This is a genomic window from Pseudomonas sp. FG43, from assembly GCF_057809175.1.
The window spans coordinates 247,855-268,593 of sequence record NZ_JBMDJL010000002.1; the positions used below are offsets into that span (position 1 = coordinate 247,855).

Here is a 20,739-nt window from a genome sequence, read left to right on the forward strand (position 1 = left end):
ATCTTACGGCCCGCAGGCCTTTTCCCGAAATGCACCATTTATCGGCCAAGGGGAAAACCGGTGGATTCATGGCTGGAATCTGTACGGATAACCAGTATCCTTGGCCGCCTGTCCCTGCCGTATGTGACCGTATCCTTGAGCACTTCACCTCTCGACAATCCGTTTTATTACCTGGAAAACTTTCGTCAGGTACTTGGCTGGATCGTTCAGCGTTACGACGATTTGCTCGATGAGCAGGAGCGCCGGTTCATCAGTGATTTTGCCGGGCTGCCGACTCCCGCTCAGGGGTTGCTGGTGCGTATGGTCATGCGCAAGGGGACGCTGTTCCGGGCCAGCAAACTGAACTATGACGAGATTGGCGACACCCGCGAAGCCGCGTCGCCACTGCTGGCGCTGGGTTGGGTCGACTCACGTCCGGCCCTGGACCTGGAAGCGTTGTTTCAACTGCTGCGCAAGGACGAGCTGAGCCAGTGTTTCAAGGCCCATGCGGTCAAAGGCCCGGAGCGCAAGGCAGAGTGGTTTGCGCGCCTGCAGGCTGTGTATGACGTCGCCCAGCCTCTGGATCAATGGCACCCGGATCTGGACGATCAGGTATTCGGGCTGACGGTGATGCCGCTGTGTGATCGCTTGCGCCTGCTGTACTTCGGCAACCTGTATCAGGAATGGTCGGAGTTCGTGCTGGCGGATCTGGGAATCTATCGCTACGAAAAGGTTGAGTTTTCGCCGGACTCACGAGCCATCAGCGAACGGGTGGACATAGACGTCTGCCTCCAGTTGCATGCCTGTCGGGAAGCGCTGGGGCAGGGCGTGGAGCTGGCGTTGCTGGCTGAACAGGCGATAGCCATCGAGACACGCAACCCGTGGCTGCAAAGACGCTGCGCCAGGCTGTTGTTCCATATCGGGCAGCAGGCCGAGCGTTTACAGGAGTGGCCGCTGGCACTGGAAGTCTATCGCCAGTGCGATTACCCCGGTGCGCGTTCGCGACAGATTCGGGTCCTGGAACTGAGTGCCGAATACGCCCGGGCCATGGAATTGCTTGAACAGGCAAGGGCCGTTCCGCAGAACGATGCCGAGCTTCAGCATCTGCAACGCATTCTGCCGCGTTTGCAGCGCAAGCTGGGGCTGGCGGTCGAGAAGCGTGCAGCCGCTCGCAGCGTGTCACGTCTGGATCTGAGCGTGGTGCCGGTGCCGGGTCTGAGTGTCGAGTTCCTGATCCGCGAGCATCTGGCAGAAGAGGGCAGCGAGGTGCATTACGTCGAGAATGCGCTGATCAACTCATTGTTCGGCCTGTTGTGCTGGCCTGCGATATTCGAGCCGTTGCCTGGGGCGTTTTTCCATCCGTTTCACAGTGCTCCCAGTGATCTGCTCAGCCCGGATTTCTACCAGCGTCGTGCCGCACTGTTTGACGAGTGTCTGGCCCAACTGGAAACAGGTGCCTATCAGGCGACGATTCGTGAGCACTTCCAGAGCAAATCCGGCCTGCAATCGCCTTTCGTGTTCTGGAACGTTCTGACCCCTGAACTGCTGGAACAGGCGCTGCATTGTCTGCCTGCCGAGCATCTTGGCCACTGGTTTCGTCGACTGCTGCAAGACATCAAGGCCAATCGCACCGGTATGCCGGACCTGATTCAGTTTTTCCCCGAACAGCGTCGTTATCGCATGATCGAGGTCAAGGGGCCTGGCGACCGGCTACAGGACAACCAACTGCGCTGGCTGGATTTCTGTGCCGAGCATGGCATGCCTGTAGAAGTCTGTTACGTGCAGTGGGCACCCGATCAACTGGACTGATCTCAGTGATCCGAGGGTTTTTTATCATTGGCGGTACTGCTGTCGTTATCGCCGTTCGAGCCCTGAGTGCTGTCGCTGCCCATCCCGTTGGTTTGCTCCGGGTCAGGGACCCTGCCGTCTGCTTCGGGGCTGCTGCCGTCGGTGTTGTCTTCCTGATCGCTTTTCAGCTCCATGGCCGGGCTGTCCGGGTCATTGCCTTCTGGATGGGTAGGGCCGGTCGATCCTGCCCATGCACCTGCGCTCATACCTGCCAGTAAGGCCGCAATGCCCAAAGCCGCTATTCGGTTGCCGATCATGATGTGAGTCTCCAATGTTGGGTCGTTACCTGTCATTGGTCTGGCCTGGGAAAAGATAGGTGCGACGCTTCCGACCGATGGGCGGATCAAGACCTTGTCGCTATAAAAAACCATCTCCTGCCTGACATTGGTTCTAAAAAGACGTGCTTTCTTACAATTAAAAAACAGAGATGGCTCTGCGCCATCCTGATGAGATGGCAGATTGATATTTTTCGGGGTTCAGGAGGATACCCCCGTAAATACGGGGCTTTGCCGGTTTTTTATTGTGGGTGGGCGTAGGAGATCGACTACAAAAAACGCTCATTTCTGACACGAGTCGACTGATTGTCATTAAACAGCAACATTTCAGGTTTTAAATCCGCCTCGGGCCTCCTTAAGTGGACCACCACATTTTCTCCTGGACTGAGGTATTACCGTGATACTGCTGACTAAAAAACGCTTGTCGCTTCTGATCGCTTCGTTGTGCCTGAGTGGTGCTGCACATGCGACTGATGTCACTGGCGCTGGTTCGAGTTTCGTCTTCCCGGTTATTTCAAAGTGGTCCCAGGACTACAGCAAGGATTCTCCAAACCGCATCAACTATCAGTCGATCGGTTCGGGTGGCGGTATCGCCCAGATCAAGGCAGCAACCGTTGACTTCGGCGCATCCGATGCCCCTATGTCGGCAGCAGACCTGGAGGCCGCTGGCCTGGGTCAGTTCCCTAGCGTGATCGGTGGCATCGTGCCAATCGTCAACGTTGAAGGTGTTGAAAGCGGCGAGCTGAAACTGGACGGCGAGACGCTGGCCAAGATCTTCATGGGTGCTGTAAAGACTTGGGACGACGAGGCTATCAAGGCTCTGAACCCAGGCGTGACCCTGCCTAAAACCAACATCACCGTGGTTCACCGTTCCGACGGCTCGGGCACTTCCTACAACTTCACCAACTACCTGAGCAAAGTCAGCCCGGAGTGGAACGAGAAGCTGCAGTTCGGTTCCACCGTCAAGTGGCCGGTGGGTGTGGGTGGCAAGGGTAACGAAGGTGTTTCTGCCTACGTCAAGCAGATCAAGGGTTCTATCGGCTACGTAGAGTATTCCTACGCGGCTACCAACAAACTGGCCTACACCCAGCTGAAAAACGCTGCTGGCAAGTTTGTAACTCCGACTTCCAAGACCTTCGCCGCTGCTGCTGACACCGCAGACTGGGCAAGCGCCAAGGACTTCGGTCTGATCATGACCAACGCTCCGGGCGACGAAGCATGGCCGATCACCGCAACCACCTGGATCATCATGTACAAGAAGGCCAAGAACGAAGAGAAAAGTGCAGCCACTTTCGACTTCTTCAAGTGGTCTCTGGAAAATGGCCAGAAACAAGCAGAAGCACTGGATTACGTCGCTCTGCCGAAATCGTTGGTTGAGCGTGTAGAAGGCTACTGGAAAACCGAATTCACCAAGTAAGTGATTCAAGCCTGTAGCTCACCCCTGTCATTGGCCGCGATATCGGTTCGATGACAGGGGCTTTTTCTTGCGAGTGGACTCAACATGACTGAAAACACCCAATACCTGTCCGCTAACGTCTCTGATATCGACTCCGAAGGAGAGAGACGCGCCAAGCGGGATCATCGACATGACGCATGGTTCAGACGTTCGCTGCAAGGCGCGGCCATGCTGGTGCTTGCGCTGCTGGGCTGTATTGCCCTGTCGACCTTGTGGGGCGGTGCTCTGGCATTCGAGACCTTTGGTTTTGGTTTTCTGACCAGTGCCGAGTGGGACGTGAACAACGGCAAGTTTGGTGCCCTGGTTCCGATCTACGGTACGTTGGTTACTTCTTTCCTGGCTTTGCTGATCGCCGTTCCGGTGAGTTTCGGCATCGCTATCTTCCTGACGGAAGTCGCGCCGCCCTGGTTGCGGATGCCGATTGCTTCGGCCATCGAGTTGTTGGCCGGCATCCCTTCGATCATTTATGGCATGTGGGGGCTGTTCGTGTTCGGCCCGTTCATGGCTGAACACCTGTCGCCGTGGATCAACGAAAACCTGGGCGGCCTGCCATTTATCGGCACCCTGTTCCAGGGGCCGCCACTGGGTATCGGCATGCTGACTGCCGGTATCGTGCTGGCGATCATGATCACGCCGTTCATTACCTCGGTGATGCAGGAAGTTTTCCGCACCGTTCCGACGACCCTCAAAGAGTCTGCCTATGCGCTGGGGGGCACGACCTGGGAAGTGGTCTGGGACATCGTTCTGCCTTACACCCGTTCGGCGGTGGTTGGCGGTGTATTCCTGGGGCTTGGCCGTGCATTGGGTGAAACCATGGCGGTGACCTTCGTTCTGGGTAACGCCCACCAGTTCTCCGCGTCCCTGATGATGCCAAGCAGCTCCATCGCTTCGGTAATCGCCAACGAGTTCAACGAAGCCTACACCGACCTTCACCGTTCGGCGCTCATTGCTCTGGGCTTCCTGCTGTTTGTGGTTACTTTCATCGTGCTTGCCCTTGCACGTCTGATGTTGTCGCGTCTTTCGCGTAAGGAGGGGTTATGAGTAAGGCCGTAACCGGTAACGAGAGCCTGTACAGGGTTCGCGATATCAAGAACAAGATCGCAATGGTGCTCAGTTGTGGCGCCACTGCATTTGGTCTGCTGTGGCTGGTGTGGATTCTGCTGACCACCATCATCAAGGGCATCGATGCCCTGAACCTGCAACTGTTCTCCGGCATGACCCCGCCGCCGGGTGTCGAAGGCGGTCTGGCCAACGCCTTCTACGGCAGCTTGCTGATGTCCGGCATCGGTCTGTTGATCGGTACGCCTATCGGCCTGATGGCCGGTATCTGGCTGGCCGAGTTCGCCCGCTACTCGAAGCTGGGTAACGCCGTACGCTTCATCAACGACATTCTGCTGTCGGCTCCGTCGATTGTGCTGGGCCTGTTCGTGTACACCGTGGTCGTGCTGCCGCTCAATCAGCTCACGGGTCAGCAGGTAGGTTTCTCGGCGATTGCCGGTGCCCTGGCCCTGGCCCTGCTGGTCATTCCGGTTGTGGTGCGTACCACCGATGAAATGATGCAACTGCAACCTTCGACCATGCGTGAAGCTGCGCTGGCCCTGGGTGTGCCGCAATGGAAGCTGACCCTGCAAATCGTCCTGCGTGCCGCCAAGGCGGGCGTGGTCACGGGCGTTCTGCTGGCGCTGGCTCGTATCACGGGCGAAACCGCGCCGCTGCTGTTCACTGCTTTCGGCAACCAGTTCTGGAGCAGCGATCTGCTCAAGCCAATCGCCAGCGTTCCGGTGGTGGTCTTCCAGTACGCCATGAGCCCGTTCGAAGACTGGCACTCCCTGGCATGGGCCGGTGCATTGGTCATGACGCTCTTCGTTCTGATACTGAGTCTGCTTTCTCGCTTAATTCTTCTGCGCAATAGGGCGTCCTGATGAACAACCTTTCCCTTGCCAACGAAAAAACCAAGATTCAAGTGCGCGGTCTGGAGTTTTTCTACAACGACCAGAAGTCACTGAAATCCATCGACATGATGATTCCTGAAAAGCGCATCACGTCGATCATCGGCCCGTCCGGCTGCGGTAAGTCCACCCTGCTGCGCGTGTTCAACCGTATCTACTCGATGTACCCGAAACAGGAAGCGCGCGGCGAAGTGCTGCTCAATGGCGAAAATATCCTGGCGCCGGGCTATTCGATGAACCGTCTGCGCAGTCAGGTGGGGATGGTGTTCCAGAAGCCGGTGCCGTTCCCGATGTCGATCTTCGAGAACATTGCCTACGCTATTCGCCACCACGAAAAGCTGTCGCGTCGTGAAATGGAAGATCGCGTCGAGCAGGCCCTGCGTGGCGCCGCGTTGTGGGATGAAGTGAAGGACAAGCTCAAGAACAGCGCGACCAGCCTGTCCGGCGGTCAGCAACAGCGTCTGTGTATCGCGCGTACCATCGCACTGCGTCCTCAGGTCCTGCTGCTCGATGAGCCGACCTCGGCACTGGACCCGATCTCCACCGGGCGTATCGAGCAGTTGATCACCGAGCTGAAAGAGCAGTTCACCGTGATCATCGTGACCCACAACATGCAGCAAGCGGCCCGTTGCTCGGACTACACCGCGTTCATGTTCATGGGTGAGCTGATCGAACATGGCGATACCGACACCATCTTCACCAAGCCTTCCAAGACCCAGACCGAAGACTACATCACGGGTCGCTTTGGCTGATTCCCGCCAGGGTGGGCGCCGTCCGGTGCTCGCCCATGAATTCCTCGATCCGGCTGCGCAACCAGCGTTCTGCCGGATCGTTGTCCATCACGCTCAGCCATGTCATCGACAGATCCAGCCCCGGTGTACTGAACGGCAAGGGTTCATCGTGCAATAACCCCAGCGCACTCATGGCACTGGCCGTGAAGTCGGAGAGACCGGCAATCAGGTCGGTTCCGGCCATCAGCGCGGGCAGGGTAGTGAAGCGCGGCACGGACAGCACCACCTTGCGTTTGCGACCCAGAGCCGTCAGCCATTCATCGGCAAAGCTGCTGACGTTCGCCGCATGCGACACCACTACATGCGGGCGTGAGCAGTATTCATCCAGCGTCATGGGCGTTGATGACTTGTCGGCCCTTACCACGCGAGGCTGCACATTGCGCAACGGCTTGCGCTTGGCATTGGCTGGCAGGTCGCGGGTCAGGCAGATGCCCACGGTAATCTCGCCGGACATCAGCACTTCCGAGATATTCAGGTAGTCGACGTGCTTGACGACCAGCACCACGCCAGGTGCTTCCTTGCGGATTGCCTGTAGCAAGGCTGGCAACAGACCAAACTCCACATCATCCGACATGCCGATGCGGAAGGTCATGGTGCTGGCCGCTGGGTTGAATTCACTGGCCAGGCTCAGCGCCGCAGACATGGCATCCAGTGCCGGGGTCAGGTGTCTGAGAATTTCATGGGCGCGAGCGGTGGGTTCCATGCGATGGCCGACCCGGATGAACAGCGGGTCGTTGAGCAGGTTGCGCAACCGGTTGAGGGCTGCACTGATGGTCGGCTGACCAAGAAACAGTTTTTCGGCAGCGCGGGTCACATTGCGCTCTTGCATCAATGTCTCGAAAACCACCATCAGGTTGATGTCTGCCTTGCGCAGCTCATTGCGATTCATGGTTATTCCTTTGCACCAGGCCAGGTTGTACTTATAAAGGATGGCGACAGTCTATATGACTCGGCATTAACACTATGAAATGTCTGTCCGCGTGACAGGAGCAAATCTGTAGGCCAGCATGCTGCCTTCCCGCATGTTCACGCTCCATTTCCTACAGGAGGTTCTTTATGCGCGCTGTAAAGATCGCAGGTTTTCTCATGACACTTGCGTTGCCGGGTGCCGTGTTTGCCGAAACACCCAGCTATGGCCAGCAACTCGAAGGGTTCACCTATCCCCATACCCTGCATAAATTCAACTTCCAGTCCCAAGGGCAAGCACTGGAAATGGGCTATATGGATGTCGCGCCCACTGGCAAGGCCAACGGCCGCACGGCGGTGTTGATGCATGGCAAGAACTTCTGCGCCGCCACCTGGGAAGACAGCATCAAGGCATTGAGCGCCGCAGGTTATCGCGTCGTGGTGCCTGATCAGATCGGCTTCTGCACGTCCACCAAGCCTGGCTACTACCAATACAGTTTTCAGCAATTGGCAACCAATACCCAGGCCTTGCTGACCAGCCTGAAGATCGACAAGGTTTCGGTGATAGGCCATTCCACTGGCGGCATGCTGGCTACACGTTTTGCGCTGATGTATTCGCAACAGACCGAAAAACTGGTGATGGTCAACCCGATTGGCCTGGAAGACTGGAAAGCTCTGGGCGTGCCCTATCGCAGTATCGATCAATGGTATGAGCGTGAGTTGAAGGTGACTGCCGAAGGGATTCGCAATTACGAACAGAAGACGTATTACGACGGGCGCTGGAAGCCTGAGTACGACAAGTGGGTCGATATGCTGGCCGGTCTGAACAAGGGGCCGGGCCAGAAAGCGGTTGCCTGGAACTCGGCGCTGATCTACGACATGATTTTCACTCAGCCAGTGTTCTACGAATTCCCTAAACTCAAGGTGCCGACCGTGCTGATGATCGGCGATGCAGACACCACCGCCATTGGCAGCGATATCGCGCCACCGGAGGTCAAGGCCCGGATCGGCAATTACAAGGTATTGGGCAAGCAGGTTACCGAGATGATTCCGGGCGCCACACTTGTGGAGTTCAAAGGCCTGGGGCATGCACCGCAGATGGAAGATCCGGTCATGTTCAACAAGGCACTGGTTTCAGGTTTGCTCCTGAAATAGTCTTCGCGAATGAATTCGCTCCTACGCAAACCAGGCAGGAGCGAATTTATTCGCGAATAATGGGAATCAAGACAGCAATTGTGAAAACGCCTTGTCTGCTTCCAGCACAGGAGGCAGGCCGTTGAAGAGGGCGTCCAGGTCGATGCCTTCCATCAGCGGGCCGCTTGCTGCCTTCTGGGCTTCAGGCGTGGCGCCGCCACCGGTTTCCAGTGCGTCGGAAATCACGATGGCCTGAGCCACGATGCGTGGTAACGGGGCGTTGTCCGGTGCCTGGACCGGGTTGGCCTGATAGGCAATCGCCTGTTTGATGACGTGGGGCAAATGCCAGCGGTTGGCAAGCTCTGCGCCCACTTCCGGATAACCGAAACCCAGTTGCAGCGTTTCGATGGCTGCACGCCCCGGTGCTCCTGTGCGAGCGGCATTATTGATGCGCTCGGCCACTTGTGGCGCTCCAGTCTGGATCAGCAGTTCGCCAATGTTATGCATGACCCCGCAGGTGAAGGCGATTTCAGGATCTGCACCGGTCTGCTTGGCCAGCATCCGGCAGATCCCCGCCACCTGAAAGCTCTTGAGCCAGAAAGCCTTGAGGTCAAAACTCGGACCGGCCTTGAAAGCTCCCGTCACTGCCGAGGCCATCACCAGCGTGCGCAGGGTATTGAAGCCCAGACGCATGGCCGCGTCTTCGATACTGGATGACTCCCGGGAGCCGCGAAACCGTGCAGAGTTGGCCAGACGAAGTACCTTTGCGGCAATCACCGGGTCCTTTTCGATATTGCGGGCGATGCTTTCCAGGTTGGAGGAGGGGTTATCGAACTGCAGCATCAGGTCCTGGGCCACTTTGGGAATGCTGGGCAGGCTGTGCAAATCGTCAAACAGTTTTTCAAGAGTCATCGATGGCATCCTCGTACGTCGGATGATTCAACGATAGTCAGTTTTTTCCCCTCTGCACGTTTCCCGGCGCATTGTGAGAGGTGCATCTCAGCTCTGGCATCCGAAGCAAATCATCCGATGTATTGTCGACGCGATGGCAGGCCTTGCAAAAAGTATTGCAAAGTTTATGGGGCGTTTATGCCTCAAGTAATGGATATCCGTTTAAAAAATATGTGTACCTGAAAGCCTGATCATGAAGTCAGGATTGTTCGACACTTTATTGACGTCATACAACACGCTTTTAAATACGAAATATTGTCAGCCAGGTTTATTTAAATAAAGCGCCCAAATTGTCATGAAAAATGCTTGTGTGTATGATATTAAATCGCTCTGTTTTCGGGGCGAGCCGTTGCTGAAAGCTTTCCAGATTGTACGTACCTACTGACTAACAGCGGTTTTTGTCAATCCCCCTGGTTCGTAAAAAACGACACAGTTGTCAGGCTTTTCTGGTGATCGCTATATCTCCGTTTTGGTTTTTGCATGGAAGTATCCCTCATGATGAAAAGTTTAGGTTTCAGCAAGAAAATTCTGCTGGCTGCCGCGTTGATTGTGGTTGTCGCGTTTAGTGCGTTTATTGTCATAAACGACTATCGACAGCGCCAAACTTTGAAATCCAATGTCTTGTCCGAATTGCAGCAGTTAGGCAGCCTGACGACACAAAACATTCAGACTTGGCTGGAGAGCCGTTCGCATCTGCTGCAATCGATGGGTCAGCAGATTTCCGCCGATGGCAAGACGCTGCCTCAATTGCAGCGGGCAATCGGTTTGCAGGCGTACAGCGAGAACTTTCAGCTCAGCTATTTCGGCAGCACCGAAGGCGTCATGTTTTCCATTCCTGCCGGCAACCGCGCCGCCGATTACGATCCGCGCGCCCGTGGCTGGTACAAGGCCGCACAGAATGCTCCTGGCGTCATCGTCACCGAACCCTACATTGCCGCTTCCTCGGGCAAGCTGGTAGTCACCCTGGCGACTCCGGTCAAGATCCAGAACCAGTTTGCAGGTGTTGCGGGGGCGGACATTTCCCTGGACAGCATCAGCAAGACCATCAACTCCCTCAATTTCGGCGGGCATGGCTATGCGTTCATTGTCAGCGCCGATGGCAAGATCCTGATTCATCCGGACAGCAAGCTGGTCCTCAAGAACATCAGCGAAGCCTATCCGACCAATACGCCAAAGGTCGTGGCCGGGGCCAGCGAGATCGAGTCCGGCGGCAAGTCCGAGATCATTTCCTTCACGCCGGTTCAAGGCATCGCAACAGCGAACTGGTATGTTGCCCTGGTGCTGGACCAGGATGCGGCCTACGCGATGCTGAGCGAGTTCCGCACTTCGGCGATCACCGCCATGGGCGTGGTCGTGCTGGTGATCATCCTGCTGCTGGGCCTGCTGATTCGTGTGCTGATGCAGCCGCTGCATCAGATGGGCCGCGCCATGCGTGACATTGCGGACGGTGAAGGCGATCTGACCAAGCGACTGGCCATTACCTCTCAGGATGAGTTCGGTGAGCTGGCGCAATCCTTCAACCACTTCGTCGAGCGTATCCACACATCGATTCGCGAAGTGGCTTCCACTGCCGGGCAACTGGGTGAAGTGGCAACGCGAGTGGTCAAGGCTTCCAACTCATCCATGACCAACTCCGATCAGCAATCCAACCGTACCGAAAGTGTTGCTGCCGCGATCAACCAACTGGGCGCAGCCGCCCATGAAATCGCCCAGAACGCTGCCCGTACTTCGCAGCAGTCCAGCGATGCCAGCGATCTGGCCGGTGAAGGCCAGAGCGTCGTGCAGCAAACCATTGCGGCGATGAACGAACTGTCCGGCAAGATCAGCGAGTCGTGCGTCAACATCGAGAGCCTCAATGGCAAGACCGCCAATATCGGGCAGATTCTCGAAGTGATCACCAGCATTTCCCAGCAGACCAACCTGCTGGCGCTCAACGCTGCCATCGAAGCGGCTCGCGCAGGTGAAGCGGGCCGTGGCTTTGCGGTGGTAGCCGATGAAGTCCGCAACCTGGCGCACAGGACTCAGGATTCTGCCCAGCAAGTGCAGACCATGATCGAAGAGCTGCAGGTCGGTGCCCGCGAGGCGGTGGCGAACATGACCGAAAGCCAGCGTCAGAGCGAGGACAGCGTGAGCATTGCCAACCGTGCTGGCGAGCGTCTGGGCAGCGTTACTCGACGTATCGATGAAATCAACGGCATGAACCAGTCGGTCGCGACCGCAACCGAAGAGCAGACCGCCGTTGTGGAATCGATCAACGTCGATATCACGCATATCAACACCCTCAACCAGCAGGGCGTCGATAACCTCCGGTTGACCCTGGATGCCTGCAACCTGCTGGAAGAGCAGGCGGCTCGCCTACAGCAACTGGTCGGCAGCTTCCGCATCTGATCGGGTAAAAGAAGCTACTGAAAGTCCCCTTGAACGATTATCATCCGGCCAGTCTTTTACTGGCCGTGGTGTGAATCGCTCACCACGGCCTGCCGTTACCCGCAAAGTCTGGCGAGGGTGTTTTGATGGTGGGCAGGTTGATCTATCTCATCGGGCCGTCCGGCTCAGGCAAGGACAGCCTGCTGGATGCCGCACGGGAAACATTGACCCGCAACGGTTGCCGGATCGTGCGGCGGGTCATCACCCGTTCTGCCGAAGCTGTTGGCGAGGCGGCTCAGGCCGTCAGCGTTGAGCAGTTCGAGAGCATGCGCGAGCAGGGCGCCTTCGCCTTGAGCTGGCAGGCCAATGGTCTGCATTACGGCATTCCCAAAGAGATAGAGCAGTGGCTGCTTGAAGGGCATAACGTGCTTATCAACGGTTCAAGGGCTCATCTGCAACAGGCGCTGGTGCGTTACCCGAATCTGCTGGCGGTGCTGTTGACCGTTGATCAGCAGGTCTTGCGTCAGCGTCTGCTGCTACGAGGACGTGAGTCAGTCCCGGAAATCGAGGCAAGGCTGGAGCGCAATGCTTCCTTTGCCGTGAATGTGCTGGCCAGTAACCCTTCCGTGTTCCTGCTGGATAACTCCGGCGACCTGCAACAGACCGTCAGCAACCTCATCCGCTACATCGACAGCCAGCGCGAACCCGCCTGACCGAACCACCGGTCCAGTAGGGCACACCTATACAAGGCTGTGCCCTTATTCAGGTCTAGTCTCAATTCCCACACCTTCGATGCGTCGATTGCGTATTACGTCGCTCGAATGTCGTCCTTGTTCCTGTCACTGCTGCATAACATGAGGATTGATGTTTATGAGCCTGTTGAAAGTCAAAGATGGCACCGAGATCTATTACAAGGATTGGGGCACCGGGCAACCGATAGTGTTTTCCCATGGCTGGCCGCTGGATGCCGACGCCTGGGATGCCCAGATGAACTTCCTGGGCCGCCTCGGCTATCGCGTCATTGCCCACGATCGGCGTGGCCATGGCCGTTCAAGCCAGCCTTGGGACGGTAATGAAATGGACACCTACGCCGACGATCTGGCCGAACTGTTCGAGGCGCTGGACCTGACGGACGCTATTCTTGTCGGCCACTCCACAGGCGGCGGTGAAGTCGCCCGCTATATTGGCCGCCACGGTACGGAGCGGGTTGCCAAGGCTGTGCTGATTGGTGCTGTGCCGCCGATCATGCTCAAGACGGAGGCCAATCCCGAGGGCCTGCCCATTGAGGTATTCGATGGAATCCGCGAGGGTGTGACGGCCAATCGTTCGCAATTCTTCAAGGATCTTGCGACACCGTTCTATGGTTTCAACCGCGAGGGTGCTGATGTTTCACAAGGAACCATCGATACGTTCTGGGCAATTGGCATGCTGGGTTCGATCAAGGGCCAACTGGATTGCATCAAGGCGTTTTCCGAAACCGATTTCACCGAAGACCTGAAGAAATTCGATGTTCCTACCTTGATCCTGCATGGCGATGACGACCAGATCGTACCCATTTCCGCTTCTGCCATCAAAAGCGCAGAGCTGGTCCGAGGTTCGGTGCTGAAAATCATCCCCGGTGCTTCCCATGGCATGTGTACGACATTGATCGATGAGATCAACGGCTATCTGCTGGATTTCATCAAGCAATGACCTGCCTTTCGCGAGTGAATTCGCTCCTGCAACCCGCGTAGGAGCGACTTCAGTCGCGAAGACCAATTTCAAACAACATACCTCTTCCGGATTGAGGCATGGACCCGCTTTTGCATGGAGACCCCTAACTCCACCCGTGAAGCTATTCCATGACTGATAAAAACATGCCCGCAGCGTTGCGTTTCATGTTGGCTGCGCGCCGCAGCGAACTGGAAGGCCTGGAAGGATTGGCGTCTACCTGCCAGATGGTGACCCAGGTCGGCCAACTGGTGCATGCCCTGCAACGTGAGCGTGGTTATTCCAATATGTATCTGGGCAGCGGCAAGGCCCATCATCTGACCCAACTCGATGTGCTGACCGCCGAAGCCAAGACTATAGAAGCTCGGGTCCTGGTCTGTTTCGAGCGCATCGATCTGGACGCGGCCAGTGCATCCGACCGTGCCCGCCTGTTTAACCGCATTGCCTATGTCATGCATGGGCTGGATGAACTGCCGGGTTTGCGGCGACGCATTCGCGAGCAGCGGCTGACGCCTCAGGACGCCACCATGGTGTTGAGCCGTCTGATCGGTGGCTTGCTGGCGGTTGTATTCGAGGCCGCTGACACTGCCATCGACCCGGTGGTTACCCGCGTTCTGGTGGCGATGTTCAATTTCATGCAGGGCAAGGAACTGGCAGGGCAGGAGCGTGCCTGTGGCGTAGGTGGCTTTCTGGCAGGTTATTTCGATGCGGCTGCCCATGATCGCCTGGAACATCTGGTCCAGAGCCAGGAGCGCTGTTTCCAGACCTTCATCCAGTTCGCCGACGACGATGCCCGGCGTTTGTGGCGCAATCAGGAAAGCAGCGATTGCGTGGCGCAACTCGGGCGTCTGCGGGGGGTAGCGTTGAAGACCTCCGAGGCCGAGAAAGTCGATTCGATGCTTTCGGAGGTGTGGTTCGACCTCAATACCCTGCGCATCGATGCCATGCGCGATATCGAGATCTATCTGGCTGACGGACTTCTGGTCCGTTGTCAGGAGAGCATCAAGCAGGCTCGCGCCGATCTGGACAACCATCGACAATTGTTGACCCGTCTGGTGAGTCTGGAAGCTGAGGGCAGTGTCGATCAGGCGCGGCTGTTCAGTGTCCAGGCTATCGATATGGACAGTCCGCCAGCTGATGGCCTTGGGCCGCATCTGGGGCGTTCGGTTCTGGATCTGTTGCAGTCCCAGACCCAGCGCCTGCTGAGCGCCAACGATGAGCTTGAAGAGGCACGACAAGCCCTTAATGAGCGCAAGTTGATCGAGCGTGCCAAGCGCTTGTTGATGGATGAACATCAGTTGAGCGAAGGCCAGGCCTACGAGCGTCTGCGCCAGTCGGCAATGGAGCGCGGCCAGCGTATGGTTGATGTCTCCCAGACCCTGCTTGCCTTCGCCGCAGCTCGTCCGGCACCACGCAAGCGACATTGAGCCTTATGCACTTGCGCCGGGCAATCGGCGCAGGCAGCGCCCCACTACTGTGCGAAACGCTCCGGCGGTGGACAGCGATCCAGACGCTTCATCTTCGCTACAACCCACGCGGTTCATGGCTGCCGCAAAGCTGGCATGCAAACTGCTTTGCAGGTTATGCAAGCCGGGTGCTTCCAGACGAAGACCGCGGCACATAAGCGAATTCCGGACAACGGCGTCCACACGTTCATCGGCAAAGGCCTGGAGCGTGTGTACGCCGTTTTTTTATGCGTGTTTTTGGGGGAACGATATGGACGAGAAGCCAGATAGCCTTGAGCAAGACAGCCCGCAAAATGCGCCTCGGCGGTCTTTCCTCAAACAGTCACTGGGCTTGCTGGGTGGCGGCGCGGCACTGAGTATTCTGCCGCCGGGCTTGCAGTCCGTGGTCTGGGCCGCTGGCACCGATGGTCTGGAAACCACCACCGCCAAGCTGGGTTTCATCGCCCTGACCGATGCCGCGCCACTGTTCGTTGCCGACGAGAAAGGGCTGTTTGCCAAGTACGGCATGACCGGCGTCGAAGTGCTGAAACAGTCCTCCTGGGGAACGACACGCGACAACCTGGTCCTGGGATCGGCCAGCAACGGCATCGACGGTGCGCACATCCTGACGCCGATGCCTTATCTGATCGCCGCAGGCAAGATCACGCCCAACAACCGGCCGGTTCCGATGTACATCCTGGCCCGTCTGAACGTCGGTGGTCAGTGCATTTCCGTGGGTAGCGAATACGCCGACCTGAAGCTGGGCCTCGACTCGTCACCTTTCAAGGCCGCCCTGGCTGCCAAGAAAGCGGCAGGCAAGAGCCTCAACGCCGCGATGACCTTCCCCGGTGGCACCCATGACCTGTGGATGCGCTACTGGCTGGCGGCAGGTGGCATCGACCCGAACAAGGACCTGTCGACCATCGTCGTGCCGCCACCGCAAATGGTCGCCAACATGAAAGTCGGCAGCATGGACAGTTTCTGTGTGGGCGAGCCGTGGAACGGACAACTGGTCAACCAGAAAATCGGTTACACCGCCAACACCACCGGCGAGATCTGGAACAACCACCCGGAAAAGGCCCTGGCGTTGCGTGCCGATTATGTAGACGCCAACCCCAACTCGGCCAAGGCCTTGCTCAAGGCTGTGATGGAAGCGCAGATGTTCTGCGACCAGCCGGAAAACAAGGAAGAGGTCGCTCAGATCTGCGCCAAGCGCCGCTGGATCAATGCGCCTTACGAAGACATCGTGCAGCGCATGAAAGGCAACTTCGACTACGGCACCGGCAAGGTTGTGGAAAACAGCCCGTTCCTGATGCGCTACTGGAACGAGTTCGCGTCCTATCCGTTCAAGAGCCATGACCTGTGGTTCCTGACCGAGAACAAACGCTGGGGTTACCTGCCGCAAGGTTTCGACAGCCAGGCGCTGGTCGACAAGGTCAACCGCGAAGACATCTGGCGCAAGGCAGCGGCTGAGTTGAACGTGCCAGCGGCACAGATTCCGGCCTCCACCTCGCGTGGCATCGAGACGTTCTTCGATGGCAAGACCTTTGATCCGCAAAACCCGCAGGCCTATCTGGACAGCCAGACCATCAAGGCACTGTCTTGATCGTGGCCACTCGCTTGGGAGAAATCGATGAACGCTGAAAGTAAAAGCTTCAAGGCCGCGGGAACGCCCGTGTCTGTCACCGGCAAGCCTGCCAGTCGCTGGCCTGCCAGATTCAAGAACCTGCGTCAGTTTCTGATGCAGAGTGTATTGCCGCCGCTGGTGGTGGGTGCCCTGTTTCTGTTGCTGTGGCAAATGCTCTGCAGCGGGAAGGGCGCGGCCTTGCCGCCGCCGACTCAGGTCATCCATGAAACCTGGGAACTGATCATTCATCCGTTCTATGACAACGGTGGCAATGACAAGGGCATGGCCTGGCAACTGCTCGCCAGCCTGCAACGTGTTGCCTACGGCTATACGCTGGCAGTCATCGCCGGGATCAGTTTCGGGGTATTGATCGGTCAGTCGGCCTGGGCCATGCGTGCTCTGGACCCACTGTTCCAGATCCTGCGTACGGTTCCGCCACTGGCCTGGCTGCCGCTGTCGCTGGCCGGTTTCAAGGACAGCCATCCGTCCGCGATCTTCGTGATTTTCATCACCGCGATCTGGCCGATCATCATCAATACCTCGGTGGGCGTGCGCAACATTCCCGAGGACTACCGCAACGTGGCCAAGGTCCTGCGTCTCAATGGCGTGGAGTACTTCTGCAAGATCATGCTGCCTGCCGCGGCGCCTTATATCTTCTCCGGCCTGCGCATCGGTGTCGGTCTGTCATGGCTGGCGATCATTGCCGCCGAGATGTTGATCGGTGGCGTGGGTATCGGCTTCTTCATCTGGGATGCGTGGAACGCCTCGCGCATCAGCGACATCATCCTGGCGCTGATCTACGTCGGTGTCGTCGGGTTTCTACTCGACCGGTTGGTGGCCTTTGTCGGTCATCTCGTCACTCGCGGCACATCGGCCGGTTAAGGAGCATGCACATGAATGCGCAAGACAAGTATCTGAGCATCGAAAAAGTCAGCAAGACCTTCGAGCGCGACGGGGTTTCCAGCCAGGTCCTGACCGGCGTCAATCTGGATGTGGCACGGGGCGAGTACATCTCGATCATCGGCCACTCGGGCTGCGGCAAGTCGACGGTGTTGAACATTGTGGCCGGGCTGACCGAGTCCACCAGCGGTGCGGTGATCCTGGATGGCAAGGAGGTTCGCGCACCGGGCCCGGATCGCAGCCTGGTGTTCCAGAACCATTCGCTGCTGCCCTGGCTGACGGTCTACGAAAACGTGGCGCTGGCGGTCGACAAGGTGTTCAAGCACAGCAAAAGCAAGGCCGAGCGTCATGAATGGGTGTTGTATAACCTGGACATGGTCAGCATGAGTCATGCCCTGCACAAGCGCCCGAGTGAAGTATCCGGCGGTATGAAGCAACGGGTCGGTATTGCTCGCGCACTGGCCATGCAACCCAAGGTCCTGCTGCTGGACGAACCCTTCGGCGCACTGGATGCACTGACTCGTGCGCACTTGCAGGATGAGGTGATGCGTATCCAGAGTGAGTTGCAGAACACGGTGCTGATGATCACCCATGACGTGGACGAAGCGGTGCTGCTTTCCGACCGTATCGTGATGATGACCAATGGCCCGTCGGCGACCATTGGCGAAATCCTCAAGATCGACCTGCCGCGCCCGCGCAACCGCATCGCCATGGCCGATGACCCGCTGTACAACCAGTATCGCCATGCAGTGCTGAGCTTCCTGTACGAGAAGCATCGCAAGGTGGAGGCGGTGGCCGTCTGATCCCCGGTAGGAGCGAATTCATTCGCGAAAATGACAATTCGCGAATGAATTCGCTCCTACACAGATGTTTAAAACAGTGTCCCGATCCAAATCCACAACGGCAATGTCCCTGCCGACAGAATGGTGGTCAGGCAAATCGCCGAGCTGGTTTTCTGGACGTCCGGCACGGTCCGGGCAAAACCCAGCACATTGACCCCGGACGGTCCGGCAGCCATCAGCACCAGCACCGCCCGTGGCATGCCTTCTATGCCCAGCACGATACAGGCCAGCAACACCAGCAGCGGCATCAGCGCCAGTTTGGCGAAGGTGATACCCAAGGCCTCGGCGCTGGGTGTCAGCCGGTAGCTGGAAAGGTTGGCACCCAGCACGATCAATGCGCAGGGCAGGGCAGCCTGGGCCAGCCATGTGGTGAGGTGGTCCGCCCAGTCCGGTAATGCAAGGCCCGACAGGTTCAGCGCCACGCCCAGCAACAGGCCAATGATCATCGGGTTCGCCAGGCTCGCAATCAAAGAGCGCGAATTGAACGGTTCGTTGCCCGCAAAACTGTCGTACAGGCTCTGGAAGCTGAACAGCAACAGGCTGTGAACGGCAATCACGGTAAACAGCAGGACCAGCCCGGGATTGCCGAACAGACCGGCGATCATCGGAATGCCGATCAGCACGTTATTGGAAAAGCTCGCTGTCAGGCCGAAGGGTGTCGGTTTGCCGGCAAAGCGGTGGTTCACCAGATTGACCAGCGCAAACACCATCAATGCGGGTACGAAGTAGGCTGCCAGTATCCGTATATCCAGACCATCGTGCAGTGGCGCCTTGGCCATGCCGGTAAACAGCACCATGGGCATGAACAGCTTGAAGGCCAGATTGCTCAAGGCCTTGGTGCTATCGGGAGTGAGTGCTTTGCGGCGTCCCAGCACGTAACCCAGGACGATCAACAGAAATATCGGCAGGATGGCTTGGGAAACGGCCACAGATTCAAGCTCCTTGGGGGATGGCCGGGCATTATGGCGCTCTGGACCCGGCCATGCCTATCACATTGCCCCTATATCCGGCTTGAGCGTGCTCGATCCACCATAGATCGGTGGATGAGTGACGATATGGGTCAGATCCACCGCCGAATCCATCAGCTTTTGCAGGTCCGGGCGCGGACGTGACAGGCGAGGGTCGCCTGCGGTGGCCTGTTCGAGCGCCTGGGCGCAGGCCATCAAGACGGCATCGCCCCGGAAACCGCCAATCACTTGCAGACCGAATGGCATGCCCTTGTGGTCCAGGCCACAGGGGATCGAGACGGCAGGGTTGGTGGTCAGGGTGATGGTGTAGCACAGCGCCAGCCAGCGATAGTAATTGTCCAGCGGCACGCCATTGACTTCTCGCAGGTACAGCTCGGTCCACGGGAAGGGCGAAACCGGTGTGGTGGGGGAGAGGATCAGGTCATAGCGCTCGAACTGTTGCTGGAAGCTGCGGAAGATGCGGCTCTGTTCGCCATGGGCCTTGACGCAATCCTGCAACGACATGGCCGCGCCCATTTCATAGTTGGCGCGGGTGTTGGGGCCGAGTGCGTCCGGGTCACGCTCATGGGCATCCTGAAGACCGGCGACGAAGGCTTCGGCGCGCAACACGTCGAAGGTGCGATGGGCGCTTTCCAGATTGAGGTCGATGGCCTCGCAGGACTTGAACAGGTGCTTGATGGCATTGATTTTTGCCCGGAACACAGCGCGGATTTCGTTATCCACGGCGCAACTGCCAAAGTCTTCGCTGTAACCGACGCGCAACTGGCTCAGGTCGATGGAGCGGGGCGCAAACTCGTCGTTGTCGACGGTATAGCTCAACGGGTCGGACTGGCCCAGACCTGCCGATGCCCGCAGTTGCAGCAAGGTATCGGCCACAGTTCGGCCCATGGGGCCGACCACTGAAATCGGGGTCCAGCCAAGCTTCTTGCGCTCGCTGGGTACCAGACCCGGTGAAGGCCGCAGGCCAACGATGCCGCACAGTGCAGCGGGAATACGCAACGAGCCGCCAGTGTCGGAGCCGCTGCACAGCGGCACCATATCCACCGCCAGCGCAGCAGCCGAACCGCCCGATGAACCGCCAGCGTTCAGCTCTGGATCAAAAGGATTGCCGGTGGCTCCCCAGACCACATTGCGGGTGTTGGCTCCTGCGCCCATTTCCGGGACGTTGGTCTTGCCGACCATGATCGCCCCGGCACTGCGCAGACGGGTCACGAAGAGGTTGTCACGGCTGGGCACGTTGTCGCGAAACAGCGACGAGCCGTAAGTGGTCAGGACGTCGGCGGTTTCCTCCAGGTCCTTGATGCCGATGGGCAGGCCATGCAGCAACCCCAGCGGCTTGCCTTGCATCACCGCCTGTTCTGCCTCTACCGCTTCCTTGCGGGCCCGCTCGAAACAGGTGGCGGAAAAGGCGTTGATCTTCGGGTTCAGGGTTTCGATTCGCTGGATGCAGGCGTCCAGCAGCTCGACGGGGGAAAGCTGTTTATTGCCGATCAGGGCGCGCAGTTCGGTGGCGGGTTTGCTGAGCAGGTCGGAGTGAGGCATGAGGGCAGTCCTTGGAATAAACGGTGGGCTTTTCGCGAATGAATTCGCT

19 protein-coding genes and 1 pseudogene are annotated in these 20,739 nt (G+C 57.9%); 14 read left to right on the top strand and 6 right to left on the bottom strand.

Annotated elements, in window-relative coordinates; all coding sequences use genetic code 11:
• The first annotated feature begins 135 nt into the window (after nucleotides 1–135).
• A complete protein-coding gene (locus ACODS3_RS03945) occupies nucleotides 136–1,788 on the top strand; it encodes a VRR-NUC domain-containing protein (RefSeq protein ID WP_489033544.1) in 1,653 nt (550 codons plus the stop codon).
• A gap of 2 nt (nucleotides 1,789–1,790) precedes the next feature.
• On the opposite strand, the gene ACODS3_RS03950 is transcribed toward ACODS3_RS03945, so the two are convergent.
• Nucleotides 1,791–2,084 (bottom strand): hypothetical protein, encoded by a 294-nt coding sequence (locus ACODS3_RS03950; RefSeq protein WP_201017699.1) that lies wholly within the window; start codon nucleotides 2,082–2,084, stop codon nucleotides 1,791–1,793.
• 415 nt (nucleotides 2,085–2,499) lie between these two features.
• On the opposite strand from ACODS3_RS03950, the gene pstS reads away from it, so the two are divergent.
• The 4 genes from pstS to pstB all read left to right on the top strand — a co-directional run bounded on the left by pstS (nucleotide 2,500) and on the right by pstB (nucleotide 6,259).
• Nucleotides 2,500–3,519, top strand: a complete 1,020-nt coding sequence (pstS, locus tag ACODS3_RS03955) for a phosphate ABC transporter substrate-binding protein PstS (RefSeq protein WP_201017698.1) — start codon at nucleotides 2,500–2,502, stop codon at nucleotides 3,517–3,519.
• Nucleotides 3,520–3,603: 84 nt separating this feature from the next.
• The gene (gene pstC, locus ACODS3_RS03960) at nucleotides 3,604–4,599 is read left to right on the top strand and encodes a phosphate ABC transporter permease subunit PstC (RefSeq protein WP_201017697.1); all 996 of its coding nucleotides are present in this window, start codon (nucleotides 3,604–3,606) and stop codon (nucleotides 4,597–4,599) included.
• A complete protein-coding gene (gene pstA, locus ACODS3_RS03965; protein WP_201017696.1) occupies nucleotides 4,596–5,480 on the top strand; it encodes a phosphate ABC transporter permease PstA in 885 nt (294 codons plus the stop codon). Before pstC ends, pstA begins: the two co-directional genes overlap by 4 nt.
• Nucleotides 5,480–6,259, top strand: coding sequence for a phosphate ABC transporter ATP-binding protein PstB (gene pstB, locus ACODS3_RS03970; protein ID WP_025259634.1), 780 nt, complete (start codon nucleotides 5,480–5,482; stop codon nucleotides 6,257–6,259). The genes pstA and pstB overlap by 1 nt, the downstream gene beginning before the upstream one ends.
• On the opposite strand, the gene ACODS3_RS03975 is transcribed toward pstB, so the two are convergent.
• Nucleotides 6,240–7,187, bottom strand: a complete 948-nt coding sequence (locus tag ACODS3_RS03975) for a LysR family transcriptional regulator (RefSeq protein ID WP_201003064.1) — start codon at nucleotides 7,185–7,187, stop codon at nucleotides 6,240–6,242. The genes pstB and ACODS3_RS03975 overlap by 20 nt on opposite strands.
• Nucleotides 7,188–7,354: 167 nt before the next feature.
• On the opposite strand from ACODS3_RS03975, the gene ACODS3_RS03980 reads away from it, so the two are divergent.
• Nucleotides 7,355–8,359: an alpha/beta fold hydrolase gene (locus ACODS3_RS03980; RefSeq protein ID WP_489033344.1), complete on the top strand. Its 1,005-nt coding sequence runs from the start codon at nucleotides 7,355–7,357 to the stop codon at nucleotides 8,357–8,359.
• A 66-nt stretch (nucleotides 8,360–8,425) separates the two neighbouring features.
• On the opposite strand, the gene ACODS3_RS03985 is transcribed toward ACODS3_RS03980, so the two are convergent.
• On the bottom strand, nucleotides 8,426–9,259 hold the full coding sequence (locus tag ACODS3_RS03985; protein WP_201003060.1) for an HDOD domain-containing protein: 834 nt from the start codon (nucleotides 9,257–9,259) through the stop codon (nucleotides 8,426–8,428).
• A gap of 528 nt (nucleotides 9,260–9,787) precedes the next feature.
• On the opposite strand from ACODS3_RS03985, the pseudogene ACODS3_RS03990 reads away from it, so the two are divergent.
• From ACODS3_RS03990 to ACODS3_RS04010, 5 genes and pseudogenes are all read left to right on the top strand, one after another.
• Nucleotides 9,788–10,819: pseudogene (locus tag ACODS3_RS03990) on the top strand (HAMP domain-containing protein); the annotation flags it as partial.
• Between the two features lie 93 nt (nucleotides 10,820–10,912).
• Nucleotides 10,913–11,677, top strand: coding sequence for a methyl-accepting chemotaxis protein (locus ACODS3_RS03995; protein ID WP_374063376.1), 765 nt, complete (start codon nucleotides 10,913–10,915; stop codon nucleotides 11,675–11,677).
• Between the two features lie 125 nt (nucleotides 11,678–11,802).
• Nucleotides 11,803–12,369, top strand: a complete 567-nt coding sequence (gene phnN / locus ACODS3_RS04000) for a phosphonate metabolism protein/1,5-bisphosphokinase (PRPP-forming) PhnN (protein WP_489033346.1) — start codon at nucleotides 11,803–11,805, stop codon at nucleotides 12,367–12,369.
• 157 nt (nucleotides 12,370–12,526) lie between these two features.
• Nucleotides 12,527–13,348 (top strand): alpha/beta fold hydrolase, encoded by an 822-nt coding sequence (locus ACODS3_RS04005; protein WP_489033348.1) that lies wholly within the window; start codon nucleotides 12,527–12,529, stop codon nucleotides 13,346–13,348.
• A 149-nt stretch (nucleotides 13,349–13,497) separates the two neighbouring features.
• The gene (locus ACODS3_RS04010; RefSeq protein ID WP_201017692.1) at nucleotides 13,498–14,793 is read left to right on the top strand and encodes a nitrate regulatory protein; all 1,296 of its coding nucleotides are present in this window, start codon (nucleotides 13,498–13,500) and stop codon (nucleotides 14,791–14,793) included.
• Between the two features lie 3 nt (nucleotides 14,794–14,796).
• Here ACODS3_RS04010 and ACODS3_RS04015 read toward each other — a convergent pair whose 3' ends face one another.
• Nucleotides 14,797–14,988, bottom strand: a complete 192-nt coding sequence (locus ACODS3_RS04015) for a hypothetical protein (RefSeq protein ID WP_201017691.1) — start codon at nucleotides 14,986–14,988, stop codon at nucleotides 14,797–14,799.
• A 94-nt stretch (nucleotides 14,989–15,082) separates the two neighbouring features.
• Here ACODS3_RS04015 and ACODS3_RS04020 point away from each other — a divergent pair, with 94 nt between their 5' ends.
• From ACODS3_RS04020 to ACODS3_RS04030, 3 genes are read left to right on the top strand one after another with little or no spacing between them, the layout of a single operon-like run.
• Entirely contained in the window at nucleotides 15,083–16,417 is a 1,335-nt protein-coding gene (locus tag ACODS3_RS04020) for a CmpA/NrtA family ABC transporter substrate-binding protein (protein WP_201017690.1), read from the top strand.
• A gap of 27 nt (nucleotides 16,418–16,444) precedes the next feature.
• Nucleotides 16,445–17,320 (top strand): nitrate ABC transporter permease, encoded by an 876-nt coding sequence (gene ntrB, locus ACODS3_RS04025; protein WP_201003048.1) that lies wholly within the window; start codon nucleotides 16,445–16,447, stop codon nucleotides 17,318–17,320.
• 11 nt (nucleotides 17,321–17,331) lie between these two features.
• Nucleotides 17,332–18,141 carry an ABC transporter ATP-binding protein gene (locus tag ACODS3_RS04030; RefSeq protein WP_201017689.1) on the top strand — a complete coding sequence of 270 codons (810 nt, stop codon included), beginning with the start codon at nucleotides 17,332–17,334 and terminating at the stop codon, nucleotides 18,139–18,141.
• A gap of 68 nt (nucleotides 18,142–18,209) precedes the next feature.
• Here ACODS3_RS04030 and ACODS3_RS04035 read toward each other — a convergent pair whose 3' ends face one another.
• On the bottom strand, nucleotides 18,210–19,109 hold the full coding sequence (locus ACODS3_RS04035; protein WP_489033352.1) for an AEC family transporter: 900 nt from the start codon (nucleotides 19,107–19,109) through the stop codon (nucleotides 18,210–18,212).
• 60 nt (nucleotides 19,110–19,169) lie between these two features.
• A complete protein-coding gene (locus ACODS3_RS04040; protein WP_201017687.1) occupies nucleotides 19,170–20,690 on the bottom strand; it encodes an amidase in 1,521 nt (506 codons plus the stop codon).
• Nucleotides 20,691–20,739: the final 49 nt, after the last annotated feature.

What these genes read in the sequence shown, in the direction of transcription:
- ACODS3_RS03975 (WP_201003064.1), bottom strand. Translation starts at nt 7,187, where the DNA reads ATGAATCGCAATGAGCTGCGCAAGGCAGACATCAACCTGATGGTGGTT.
- ACODS3_RS04030 (WP_201017689.1), top strand. Translation starts at nt 17,332, where the DNA reads ATGAATGCGCAAGACAAGTATCTGAGCATCGAAAAAGTCAGCAAGACC.
- ACODS3_RS03950 (WP_201017699.1), bottom strand. Translation starts at nt 2,084, where the DNA reads ATGATCGGCAACCGAATAGCGGCTTTGGGCATTGCGGCCTTACTGGCA.
- phnN (WP_489033346.1), top strand. Translation starts at nt 11,803, where the DNA reads ATGGTGGGCAGGTTGATCTATCTCATCGGGCCGTCCGGCTCAGGCAAG.
- ACODS3_RS04010 (WP_201017692.1), top strand. Translation starts at nt 13,498, where the DNA reads ATGACTGATAAAAACATGCCCGCAGCGTTGCGTTTCATGTTGGCTGCG.
- pstB (WP_025259634.1), top strand. Translation starts at nt 5,480, where the DNA reads ATGAACAACCTTTCCCTTGCCAACGAAAAAACCAAGATTCAAGTGCGC.
- ACODS3_RS04020 (WP_201017690.1), top strand. Translation starts at nt 15,083, where the DNA reads ATGGACGAGAAGCCAGATAGCCTTGAGCAAGACAGCCCGCAAAATGCG.
- pstC (WP_201017697.1), top strand. Translation starts at nt 3,604, where the DNA reads ATGACTGAAAACACCCAATACCTGTCCGCTAACGTCTCTGATATCGAC.
- ACODS3_RS04005 (WP_489033348.1), top strand. Translation starts at nt 12,527, where the DNA reads ATGAGCCTGTTGAAAGTCAAAGATGGCACCGAGATCTATTACAAGGAT.
- ACODS3_RS03985 (WP_201003060.1), bottom strand. Translation starts at nt 9,259, where the DNA reads ATGCCATCGATGACTCTTGAAAAACTGTTTGACGATTTGCACAGCCTG.
- ACODS3_RS03995 (WP_374063376.1), top strand. Translation starts at nt 10,913, where the DNA reads ATGACCAACTCCGATCAGCAATCCAACCGTACCGAAAGTGTTGCTGCC.
- pstA (WP_201017696.1), top strand. Translation starts at nt 4,596, where the DNA reads ATGAGTAAGGCCGTAACCGGTAACGAGAGCCTGTACAGGGTTCGCGAT.
- ACODS3_RS04015 (WP_201017691.1), bottom strand. Translation starts at nt 14,988, where the DNA reads ATGTGCCGCGGTCTTCGTCTGGAAGCACCCGGCTTGCATAACCTGCAA.
- ACODS3_RS04040 (WP_201017687.1), bottom strand. Translation starts at nt 20,690, where the DNA reads ATGCCTCACTCCGACCTGCTCAGCAAACCCGCCACCGAACTGCGCGCC.
- ACODS3_RS03980 (WP_489033344.1), top strand. Translation starts at nt 7,355, where the DNA reads ATGCGCGCTGTAAAGATCGCAGGTTTTCTCATGACACTTGCGTTGCCG.
- ntrB (WP_201003048.1), top strand. Translation starts at nt 16,445, where the DNA reads ATGAACGCTGAAAGTAAAAGCTTCAAGGCCGCGGGAACGCCCGTGTCT.